This window comes from Pontibacter pamirensis (genome assembly GCF_010015475.1).
GTDB classification, from domain to species: Bacteria; Bacteroidota; Bacteroidia; order Cytophagales; family Hymenobacteraceae; genus Pontibacter; species Pontibacter pamirensis.
On sequence record NZ_SSNI01000016.1, the window covers coordinates 1 to 11,143 of the forward strand.

The window sequence follows — 11,143 nt, forward strand, 5'->3', positions numbered from 1 at the left end:
CAATGTCCCATTGCGAGTCAGTGAGTCTCTTGTATTGAGATTGCATAAGCTTTTGAGTTTGGTTACCCATTGCTTACGCACTGACTCGCTCTTTTTTGCTAATCCTCTAAATTTAAACATGCTCTAAACGGAATAACTCCGTTTTACAATAGCTAAGGTCAAATGAATGAGAAAATCTAATGTAGATTTATATGATCCAGAATATGTCAGTGGTATGTTTGATAGGATGTCTAAAACGTACGGTTTTGCTAATCTTCTGACTTCATTCGGGTTTACATCAAGATGGAGAAGGCAATGCATAGGTGATTTGCCACCGATAAAAGAATCGGCAAAGGGTTTTGATTTGATGTCTGGAATGGGTGAAGCATGGACTGAAATCCAAAAACTGATAAACTCAAAAGGTCAGATAATTGCGGTGGATATATCGGACGAGATGAATCGTAAGGCAGCCAAACACATAAAGAGATTAAAAAATAAAAATATTGAATTAAAACAGATTAATATTTTACAAAATAACATCCCTTCTGAGTCTGCTGATTTCGTTATCTCGACCTTTGGACTTAAAACATTCAATGATGAACAACAAGCAATACTTGCAAAGGAAATTGCTAGGATTTTAAAACCAGGTGGTTCCTTCTCGCTCATCGAAATTTCAGAGCCGAAGGTCCTATTACTTAAGTGGATATATATGTTCTACCTGAAAATAATTATTCCGTTGATTGGGAAAATGTTTTTGGGAAACTCGGAGGATTACAGGATGCTGGGAAAATATTGCGCAAGTTTCAAGAGTAGTAAACACTTCCATGAGCGTTTAATTAGTGAGAGATTGAAGTCAAATTATAAGAATTACTTCTATGGTTGTGCCACAGGAGTTTATGGAATAAAATAAAAAATAGACCATAACGTAGGGTATAGGTAATAGCCACGCTACGCCACATACCTGAAGCATTATAACAGCAAAAGCATTTATCTACTCATGTCTGAATTAACCAAGAAACTACAGTTAAAGCGTGACTACAAATTGTTACTCCTAAATGCACCAGAAGCATTTGCCCAGGCTTTATCGGCGGAAGGATGTAACTATACACGAACGGCTCAGGCTCCTGCAGTAGGTACTTATGACGCGGTACTGCTGTTTGTGCAGCGCCAGGAAGAGTTAGAAAGCCTCGTCCCACAGGCTGTTGCCCTGCTGAAACCGGAAGCAATGCTCTGGATAGCTTATCCAAAGAAATCATCGGGAATAAAAACAGATCTAAACCGCGACAATGGCTGGGAAGCAATTGCGGCCTTAGGTTATTCCGGTGTAAGGCAGGTTGCCATTGATGAAACGTGGTCGGCCTTACGGTTCAGGCACCAGGCGGAGCGGAAAGAAGCTTCCAAGCTTGGAGTAGATATGCCCGGCATCGACAGGAAAACAAAAACAGTAACAGTACCCGAAGATATGCAGCAGGCACTGAAAGAGGCAGGCGTGCTGGAACAATTTAACCAGCTGGCGTTTACGCACCGGAAAGAATATGTAGTGGCTGTGCTGGAGGCTAAAAGACCGGAAACAAAGGCCAAACGCATCAGCAAAGCAATTGAGCAAGTGGCAAGGAAGCCAAAGGAACAAGTATAGCTACAGAGTGCTGTATATAAAAAAGGAGGCGCAGTATAAAGCTGCGCCTCCTTTTACTTTTGTTCTGACTGGAGCTTACTGTATCACAGCCGGGAAGCTAGCTTCTACATCAGTCTCGCCTACCGAAATACCGCTGTTTGCGGTTTTCAAATCAGGCTGGTGCTTTAGCGTAACGCGTAGTGTACCTGTACTTGCTGCGCCAGTTGTGATGGTGGCCTCCAAACCAATAGGAAGGTTATTGCTGTCCATATCTGTTTTATCAACCGTAACGTTCAGGCCGCCCAATGCTTCATAAAACACCTCATGCTCATCCCCTTCTTCTTCTATCTCCGCTGTAATATCCTCGGACGGCGTCTGGCTGTCGTCTGAGAAAGTAAGAGTGGCATTGTACACGGTGTTAGGCGCCAGGTTTAGCGTCTGGATTGTAGCATCAACACCGCCTGGCCCATCCGGGTCGCTGAAGATAGCGCTTACATTCTGCCCCTTTCCTTCAGGCACAAGGTTGATGGTAACAGTCGTGATCAGCTCACCTTCTTCAACTGGTGGTGTTGGATCATCATCCTCGCAGGACGTGGAAGCGAACAGCAAAGATCCCATCATAAAAGCAATCAGGTAAGGTCTAAATAGATTTTTCATAAGTAAAAGTATTTTTGAAAAAGTTAATTTACATGATACATCAGCACAATGCTGATGTAAAAAATTTAATTTAAGTTTTGCTAAAATCTAAGGGCACTTTAATCCGGAACATGAGCAGGCGGCCCACTTCATCAGCAAAATACCGGAAGCGGTTCAGGTAATCGCGGTACGTGGTGTTCAGCAGGTTGTTACCCGTGATGCCTATCTCCACCGGTTGCTTCCCGAAATACACTGTAGCCCCTGCCGCTGCCTGCATTAAAAAATAGGCGTCAGGTGCAGGGGCAAAATCCTCATCCGTTTTCTCCGGCACACGCGTCTGTTCTGCCACATAGGTACCTCCTAAGGAGACATAGATGTCTGAAAAGCGTTTCCCATTGCCTGACTGACCAAACTCATAGCGCAGGCTGTTATCAAACCTGTCTGCCGGAATGTTGATGAGATAATCATCTGCCACTGTGTTTCTGGCACGCACAATAGCTGTTTTAGAATCTATCACTAGGTTCGGAAGCAGGTTGTACTCCAGACTTAAATCTACTCCACTAAAGGTGGCATCCGTCTGCCTGTACCGGAAAGCCGGAAAAGCCCCCCGTATAGTGAGCACAGGGTTGGCAAGCGGTGCCTGGTAAATATAATTGTTGATAAAGTTGTGGTAGAGACTCAGCTGACCGTTAAGGCGCGTGTTGCCGAAATAATTTACAGATGCCTCAAAGTTATACGCCTGCTCCGAACCCAACTCCGGATCACCTACCTCGTAAGTGGCAGCACTGTGGTGCACGCCATCACTGAATAGCTCATTTACACTAGGTGCCCGCCAGGCAGAAGTGGCACTCAGGCCAAAGGTAAGGTGATAGCCCACATCATACAATGCACCCAAGGTACCCGATACGTTGTTAAAATCATACTCAGGCTTTAACAGCTCTCTACTTGATGAGAACCGCTTTACCTGCAAATACTTGTAATCGTATCGGAGACCAGCTTCCAACTGCAGCCTGTCCTTCCGCCACTTCTCAATGACAAAAGCGCCGGCTGTTATACCGGTATAGTAAGGCAGAAAGTCGCTGTACTTATAGGTGTTCTGCTGATAAATGGTGCTCACACCCACTGACCCAGTGAAGTTGCCCAGCGGCCGGTGTTCCCAGATAGCCTCTGTGGTATGCGTGTTCAGGTTAAGGTAGAGTGCCGGGTTTCCGGTTGCGGGGCCATGCACATCATACTCCTCCCGCCTGTTGCGTTGCAAACCATATACAAACTCCAGCCTGCCTGCCTCGCCGGTTTGCAGGTATGCCTTTGCCTTTAGCAGGTCATGCTGCACGTTCTGGTAAGGCCGATCTATCTCGTAGGTAAAATCCACGTTTTCGGCTCCGGCTGGTCTGCCACGCTCAATCGCATAGTTCAGGTCTGTCAGGTTACCGATATGGGAGGCCTGCAGGATGCCCAGCTTCGTGTTGAACTGGCTGTAAAACAGCTCTCCGCCAAACTTCTCTTTCTGGTAACCAAGTGCCGCCGAGAAGTTCTGCTCCTCAAAGCCTGTGTTGTCCAGGTAATAATTTGGCGTGCGGGTGTTTCCTGCTTTCTTATAGGTACCCTGCAGCCGCCAGCTTAGCGGCGGAATACCGGCAAAGTTACCTTCTGCGGTAGCTGATGCGGCCATCTGGCGGTTGTTCGTGCTGCCCAACAGGTTTACCTCCCCGCCTACACCTGGTGTAGTCGGCAGTGCCCGCGGCTCCACAATCACCACGCCCCCGATGGCATCCGCTCCATAGCGCACACCGGCAGCTCCTTTTATCACCTTCATTTCGCTAGCCACAAAGGGGTCTATCTCGGGGGCATGTTCCGAGCCCCACTGCTGGCCCTCCTGTCGCACCCCGTTGTTGAGCAGCAGCACGCGGTTGCTGTGCATGCCATGTATCACGGGCTTGGAAATAGTAGGCCCGGTCTGTATGGTGGTAACACCTGCAATACCCTTCAGCGACCCAGCCAGCGACAACCCCCGCGTTTCCGCTAGTTCCCGCCCCGCTAGTGTATACGACGACTGCGCCTGCTCCTGCAGATGAGCACCCGTTACCTCCACCGTGCCCAGTGTTCTGGCAGCTGTGTGCAGTTGCAGGTCTCTGACAGAGGAACCTGTCAGCCGGATAGTAAAGCTCTCCGGCTCATAACCCACATAAGTTACCTGCAAAGTATAGGTGCCCTGGCACAGGTGGTGGAAATGGTAGTTCCCATACGCATCAGCTGCGGAGGCCTGGTGCAGCTTTGGAATGGACACGGTGGCACCCACAAGCGTAGCACGGGAGTCGTGGTCCAGCACTTTGCCTGATAAGGTAAGGCCACAGTCCTGCTCCTCACCTGTTTCCAAATCAGGAGGAGGTAACAGCTGCGCCAGTGCCGGCTGCACCTGCATCGCCAGAAAAAGAAGTATCAGCAAAAAAATATGCTGAAAGTATTTTAAAAAGAACACGGCTAAGGTTTTAGCAATAATCGGCAAAGGCTATTGTAGCTTCTGCCAAACCCCGTAGAGGCGTCCTTCAGCAAATGATGCTGGCGAGCCAATGGGGCTATTGTAATAATTAAAGTATACCCGCACCTGCTCAGAAAACCATGTACAGACATGAATATAATCAGGTAAAACGGGTAAGGAGCTAAAACTAAGCCGAAGGTGGGCCGCGAAGAAAAGTAGAAGTGTGGGTTGCGCTGTGCCATGTGCCGGTATAACGCACGGCATAGGTAGCGCGATGTATAATAGGTTTTAAAACAAAGGGAGGAAAGCTGCCCTGATAAGGCTTGCCAAACATATCCTCTACGGAACAATGCTTGTGCTTCAGGCCAACCTGCGCTTCGTGCATATCCGTGTGGTCGGTATGCACGGTATGGGTATGCGGATGCAAATCCAGCAAAAGGGCATCCGGTACCATGGCCCTGCAGAAAAGCAGGAGCAAGAACAGGGCGATATATTTCAGGAAGGACTGCACCTTTTATATAGGAACCTCAGCAAATGTACAATTAATTCCACAATGTTGCATTTGTATAAAGCTGACGCTGCGTTTTCGACTCTTCTTCTACTACAGATACCGCCGGAATGTTCCTTAATGCAAATTTTTCAGGACCAGTCTTGTCAATTTATATACGCTTTTCTGACAACCTGTCACAAAAGCAGTGCCGCCGCCGCTCTGGAACAGGATTTGAAAGCTATTGGCAAATCACCCTGTCGGTTAAAAAGAATTTTCAAAAAACATATATAGTAGCAACATGGAAGAAAGAGGTAATATTTCGATTCACACCGAGAATATTTTCCCCATCATCAAGAAGTTTTTATACTCTGACCACGAGATTTTCCTGCGTGAGTTAGTGAGCAACGCTGTAGATGCCACACAGAAAGTGAAGCGTCTGGCAGCTGTTGGCGAGTATAAAGGCGACCTGGGCGAACTGAAGGTAAAGGTAGCGGTAAACAAAGACGACCGCACCATCACGATATCAGATAACGGTATCGGTATGACGGCGGAGGAAATCAAGAAGTACATCAACCAAATTGCGTTTTCAGGCGCTTCTGAGTTTGTAGAGCGCTTCAAAGACTCCGATGGAGACAAAGACCAAATAATCGGTCAGTTCGGTTTAGGCTTCTACTCTGCCTTTATGGTGGCCGACCGTGTAGACATCGTGACCAAATCATACCAGGAAGGCGCAGAACCCGCCCGCTGGACCTGCGATGGTAGCACAGAGTTTGCTATCACAGATGCTCAGAAAGAAGACCGTGGCTCTGATGTGATTCTGCACGTTGCCCCAGATTCTGACGAGTTCCTGGAAACAGCGCGCATCCGCAACATCCTCGACAAGTACTGCAAGTTCCTGCCTGTGCCGATTGAGTTTGAGGGAGAGGTGATTAACAACCCGAACCCAATCTGGACAAAGCAGCCTGCTGACCTGACAGACGAGGACTACAAGAACTTCTACAAAGAACTGTACCCGTTCTCGGAGCCACCACTGTTCTGGATTCACCTGAACGTGGACTATCCGTTTAACCTGACAGGTATCCTGTACTTCCCTAAAATTAAGAACGATTTTGAGCTGCAGCGAAACAAGATTCAGCTGTACTCCCGCCAGGTGTTTATTACTGATGAGGTGAAAGACGTGGTACCGGAGTTCCTGATGCTGCTGCACGGTATCATCGACTCGCCGGACATTCCGCTGAACGTGAGCCGCTCTTTCCTGCAGGCTGATTCCAGCGTAAAGAAAATCAACACCTACATCACTAAAAAGGTAGCTGATAAGCTGAACGACATCTTCAAGAAAGACCGCGAGACGTTCGAGAAGACTTGGAACGACATCAACGTGTTCGTGAAGTATGGCATGCTCTCTGACGATAAATTCTATGAGAAAGCCAAAGACTTCGTGCTGCTGCAGAACACCGAAGGCAAGTACTATACTATAGAGGATTATAAAGCATTAGTGCAGGCCAACCAGACAAACAAAAGCGAGCAACTGGTATTCTTGTACACCACAGATGCCGACAAGCAGCATGCATTTATCGAGGCGGCTCAAAACCGCGGCTACGACGTGCTGAAGCTGGATTCTGTGATTGACAGCCACTTTATTGGTATGCTGGAGCAGAAGCTGGAGAAAACCACCCTGAAGCGCGTGGACTCTGAAACCATCGACAAGTTAGTTGAGCGCGACGAGGCGAAGGAGAGTGTGCTGAACGACCAGGAGAAGGAAGACCTGAAAGCGGCTTACGAGCAGGCTATCAATAACCAGCACATGCACGTAGAAGTGGCTGCTTTGGCTCCGGACGATGCCCCGGTGGTGATTACGATGCCCGAGTTTATGCGCCGCATGAAGGACATGAACAAGACCGGTGGTGGCGGCATGATGTTCATGGGTGATATGCCAGATACCTATAACGTGACCATCAACGCGAACCACCCGCTGAACCAGCGCGTGCTGAGCTCTGAAGGCGACAACAAGTCTGCTGTTGCCCGTCAGGCGTTTGACCTGGCGCTGCTGTCGCAGAACATGCTGTCTGGCGCTGCCCTTACCACTTTCGTGAAACGCAGCTTTGAGCTGATGACGAAAGAATAGAAAAAACTTTACAAATCAATATTATACCAAACAGTTTAAGGCAGTGCCCACAGGGTGCTGCCTTTTTTGCTTTTACCGCTCCTCCTCATGAAACTAACCTGCCACAGGTAAAGTTATAGGGACAGTTTGCGTATTGGTGCTTATATGATTTATGTTCATCTTTACGTTTAGAATCTGATTGTTTATTGCTGGGATGATGGTTAAATGGCTTAATTGTTAAATTGTTGAACAACAAGAGAAACATAGCGGAACCATCCATTTTATATTCTAACAATTAGGTATTCAAATTCTTTATTCGATATTAATAATGAGGCATTTTCTTCTTCTGGCGTTGACTTTTGTAGCAGGCTTAGGGTTGTTCACCTTGGGCGGTTGCGGCCAACCTAAGTGGAACAGCGATTATCACCTGGACCAGGCACGCTTGAAAGGAGGCACCAAAGCCGATGTTCTTGCCTCCGGAGACACTATAAACCCTGATGTGGAAGTGCGGAAGGCGCTGGAAAAGGAGGAGGTAGAGGGAGAAAAAAAGCGAAAGAAGAAGAAGCAAAGCAAACGTTATTTCCTGGGCTATAAGGTAAAGCGCGGATTTATCAAGACAGGGCGCAGTTCCCGCCAGACCTTAGAAACTTTCAGCTACCTTCCTGAGAAAGAGGAACTCAATCCGTATGCCCCTCTTAAATACCTGTATGACACCAAAAAGCGCAAGCTATACCGCACCAGCAACAACGAAGTAGACCAAGCACGTTATAAGGTGCTGCACGGCCCTTACGTAAAGAAGATTGACGGGCAAACAGTAGAGGAAGGTTATTTTTATATAGGCACCAAGCACCTGCGCTGGGAGAAATACAGACCTGACGAGGAAGGCACCCTAGTTGGAAAGGACCACTACGAGAAAGGTTTTGTACGCGATGCGGTGGTTACTTACTATGACGGTGCTCAAAAGCAGATTAAAGAGGTGGTACCTTATGTATATGGCGAAGTACAGGGCACATACTACCGCTTCTATGAAAACGGGCAGGTGCAGTGGTCGGGGCAGTATGAGAAAGGCCACAAAGTAGGCACCTGGATTCATTATTATGACTTCCGCGGCCGGCGCCATCATGAGTACCAGTATCCTAAAACTGGGTATGACGAGCGCTTTGAACCTTATTTAGTAAAGGAATACGACCGGCACGGAACGCTTATTTATGAGAAAGATAAGCTAGACAAGCGCTCGCAGGCAAAGCGTTAGTAAAAGGCGTCTTCTATATGGTGTATGGCTACAGGTGTGCTTAAGGTGATGGCGATAATGTCGAACCGAATATCATGTTGCCAGTCTATTTTGTAGATAAACTCCTGCGCAGCTTCTAGCAGCATTGTTTCCTTCTTCGCGCTAACTGCCTCCTCCGGATATCCGTACCTATCAGTACTTCTGGTTTTAACCTCTACAAAAATCAGCAGGTTCTCTTTCTGTGCAATAATGTCCACTTCAGCGCGCCTGTGCCTGAAGTTCCTTCGCACAATGGTATAACCCTGTTGCAGCAGGTAAGCTGCGGCACGGTTTTCACCGGCTTGCCCGGTGAGGATGTGGGCGTTAATTTGAGAAGCCATTAATTATCTCGTAATTTGCACCAGTCTGAGATTAAATGATTGTTCATCAGAATTAAAGACGAATTATGAAGCAACTTGTTGAAGGCTTTGCGCAGCAGCTACGCGATGCAATGGATATCGGAGAAAAAGCCACCGTTAATTTCTCCGGCCTTAGGTATAATAATTTAGTCATAGCAGGCATGGGTGGCTCTGGTATTGGGGGCAACATCATCCAGTCTTACGTAGCCGACAAAGCTTCTGTACCTGTTATAGTAAACAAAGGGTATACAATCCCAGCCTTTGTTGGGCCGGACACTTTGTTTATTGCCTCCTCTTTCTCCGGAAACACAGAGGAGACGCTTTCTGCGGTAAGAGCCGCCATACGTAGCGATGCCGCTGTCTGCTTTGTTACTTCTGGTGGGGAAATGCTGCGCATTGCACAGGAAAACAGCATGCCCTATATTGCCATACCCGGCGAATCACAGCAGCCACGGGCCTGCCTGGGTTACTCGTTTATACAAATGCTGTACCTACTGCACCATGCCGAACTGCTGGACGATACCTTTAAAACAGAGATAAGGCAGAGTATCAATCTCCTGGAGGAGCTGTCGGGAAGTATAAAGGTGCAGGCCAGCGCTTTGGCGAACGCTTTCCATAATAAGCTGCCGATGCTGTACGTTAGCGACGCAATGGAGCCGGTGGCAGCACGCTTTCAGCAACAGATTAACCAAAACGCTAAGCAACTGAGCCATGTGAATGTTTTCCCGGAGATAAACCACAACGAAATTGCAGGGTGGCAGCACCCGGAAAACCTTTACGGACAGCTTGTGGTGCTGCTCATCAAAACCAGTTACGACCACCCGCGCGTGCATTTGCGCATGGACCTGACAAAGAAAATCTTCGAGCGCAAGGTGCAGAATGTGCTGGTAATGGAGGCTCGGGGAGCTACTTTCCTGGAGCAGGCGTTCCATCTCATCCACATGTTTGACTGGGTATCCGTTTACCTGGCGGAGCTAAATAACGTGGACCCCAACACCATCGACAATATTGACTATCTGAAAGGCGAACTTTCAAAAAAATAGCGTGCAGAAAAATACGAAGATAAAATTTGAACGCCTGGGCCTGGTTGACTACAAAGAGGCTTGGGAGTACCAGGAGAAAGTCTTTAACAGCATTCTGGACCTGAAGGTGCAGAACCGTAAAGCAGAGGCGGGCGCACAGCAGCCTACACCAAATTACCTGCTGTTCTGCTCACACCCACACGTATATACATTGGGCAAAAGCGGCCATCAGGAGCACCTGCTCCTCAACGAAGAAGGGCTGAAGAAGAAAGAGGCTACTTACTACAAAATTAATCGCGGCGGAGACATCACCTATCATGGTCCCGGTCAGATTGTAGGCTATCCTATCCTGGACCTCGAAAACTTCTTTACCGACATACATAAATACCTGCGCTACCTGGAGGAGGCTATTATCCTGACATTACAAGGCTATGGCATTACCGCTGGACGCATTCCGGGGCTTACAGGTGTATGGCTGGACCACGAGGCGCAGCGAAACCCACGCAAGATATGCGCGATGGGTGTGAAGTGCAGCCGCTGGGTTACCATGCACGGCTTTGCCTTTAACATTAACACCGACCTGGACTATTTTAACAACATTGTACCCTGCGGCATTTCAGACAAACAGGTGACGTCGCTGGCGAAGGAGTTGGGGCATGAAGTGCCGCTGGCAGAGGTCGAGGAAAAACTACAGAAGCACCTGGCAGCTCTCTTTGGTGCCACTATTACGACAGCAGTACATGAAGAAAGACATTGATTTTGGAGCAGTAGAGGGCGTTGCAGTAGCAATAGCCACCTCCCTGAGTGAGTCCGGAGAAGCCATCTGGAATGTTTATTTACTTAACAACAATACCTTTGCAGTGGAGAACGTGCTGGTCGCTTCCAAAGGCTATGGCATCATAGACGGCAATGAAGTAAAGACATCCGTGCTGCGCCATATGTTTGAGCGCTTGGAGGCGAAGAGCTTTGTGCAGATTGAGCCAATTGATCCGGCAATCTTCCACATCAACAACGAATATTGGGTAAGCTACTATATTGACAGCAAGATTTTTGACAAGAAGTTCGTGTTTGTACCGGATTCCATTCAGGAAAGCAACCTGATTGAAATAAGCATGCTGCAGATGCAGGGCGTTCTCCATTCCTAAGTTAGTTAAATTTTTTGCCTGTTCAGACGCTAACTCAAAAGCAC

Annotated in this window: 11 protein-coding genes; 7 read left to right on the forward strand and 4 right to left on the reverse strand. The window is 47.9% G+C overall.

The features are described from left to right. Nucleotides 1-166 precede the first annotated feature (166 nt). The gene (locus tag E1919_RS14225; protein ID WP_162054073.1) at nucleotides 167-889 is read left to right on the forward strand and encodes a class I SAM-dependent methyltransferase; all 723 of its coding nucleotides are present in this window, start codon (nucleotides 167-169) and stop codon (nucleotides 887-889) included. 87 nt (nucleotides 890-976) lie between these two features. Next, nucleotides 977-1,615, forward strand: coding sequence for a YdeI/OmpD-associated family protein (locus E1919_RS14230; protein ID WP_162054074.1), 639 nt, complete (start codon nucleotides 977-979; stop codon nucleotides 1,613-1,615). Between the two features lie 75 nt (nucleotides 1,616-1,690). Here the strand turns inward: E1919_RS14230 and E1919_RS14235 are convergent, their stop codons facing one another. The 3 genes from E1919_RS14235 to E1919_RS14245 all read right to left on the reverse strand — a co-directional run bounded on the left by E1919_RS14235 (nucleotide 1,691) and on the right by E1919_RS14245 (nucleotide 5,220). Beyond that, on the reverse strand, nucleotides 1,691-2,251 hold the full coding sequence (locus tag E1919_RS14235) for a hypothetical protein (protein WP_162054075.1): 561 nt from the start codon (nucleotides 2,249-2,251) through the stop codon (nucleotides 1,691-1,693). A gap of 70 nt (nucleotides 2,252-2,321) precedes the next feature. Next, on the reverse strand, nucleotides 2,322-4,676 hold the full coding sequence (locus E1919_RS14240) for a TonB-dependent receptor (protein ID WP_162054076.1): 2,355 nt from the start codon (nucleotides 4,674-4,676) through the stop codon (nucleotides 2,322-2,324). A gap of 220 nt (nucleotides 4,677-4,896) precedes the next feature. Beyond that, entirely contained in the window at nucleotides 4,897-5,220 is a 324-nt protein-coding gene (locus E1919_RS14245; protein ID WP_162054077.1) for a hypothetical protein, read from the reverse strand. A 277-nt stretch (nucleotides 5,221-5,497) separates the two neighbouring features. Between E1919_RS14245 and htpG the strand changes: the two genes are divergently transcribed. After that, nucleotides 5,498-7,324, forward strand: coding sequence for a molecular chaperone HtpG (gene htpG, locus E1919_RS14250; protein WP_162054078.1), 1,827 nt, complete (start codon nucleotides 5,498-5,500; stop codon nucleotides 7,322-7,324). A 307-nt stretch (nucleotides 7,325-7,631) separates the two neighbouring features. Beyond that, nucleotides 7,632-8,555 (forward strand): toxin-antitoxin system YwqK family antitoxin, encoded by a 924-nt coding sequence (locus tag E1919_RS14255; protein ID WP_162054079.1) that lies wholly within the window; start codon nucleotides 7,632-7,634, stop codon nucleotides 8,553-8,555. Here E1919_RS14255 and E1919_RS14260 read toward each other — a convergent pair. Next, nucleotides 8,552-8,914: a YraN family protein gene (locus tag E1919_RS14260; RefSeq protein ID WP_162054080.1), complete on the reverse strand. Its 363-nt coding sequence runs from the start codon at nucleotides 8,912-8,914 to the stop codon at nucleotides 8,552-8,554. The genes E1919_RS14255 and E1919_RS14260 overlap by 4 nt on opposite strands. A 65-nt stretch (nucleotides 8,915-8,979) precedes the next feature. On the opposite strand from E1919_RS14260, the gene E1919_RS14265 reads away from it, so the two are divergent. The 3 genes from E1919_RS14265 to E1919_RS14275 are packed head-to-tail and all read left to right on the forward strand — an operon-like array spanning nucleotide 8,980 to nucleotide 11,099. Beyond that, the gene (locus E1919_RS14265) at nucleotides 8,980-9,975 is read left to right on the forward strand and encodes a bifunctional phosphoglucose/phosphomannose isomerase (RefSeq protein WP_162054081.1); all 996 of its coding nucleotides are present in this window, start codon (nucleotides 8,980-8,982) and stop codon (nucleotides 9,973-9,975) included. Nucleotide 9,976: 1 nt separating this feature from the next. Next, nucleotides 9,977-10,711 carry a lipoyl(octanoyl) transferase LipB gene (gene lipB, locus E1919_RS14270; RefSeq protein WP_162054082.1) on the forward strand — a complete coding sequence of 245 codons (735 nt, stop codon included), beginning with the start codon at nucleotides 9,977-9,979 and terminating at the stop codon, nucleotides 10,709-10,711. Then, nucleotides 10,695-11,099 carry a hypothetical protein gene (locus E1919_RS14275; protein WP_162054083.1) on the forward strand — a complete coding sequence of 135 codons (405 nt, stop codon included), beginning with the start codon at nucleotides 10,695-10,697 and terminating at the stop codon, nucleotides 11,097-11,099. The genes lipB and E1919_RS14275 overlap by 17 nt, the downstream gene beginning before the upstream one ends. Nucleotides 11,100-11,143 lie beyond the last annotated feature (44 nt).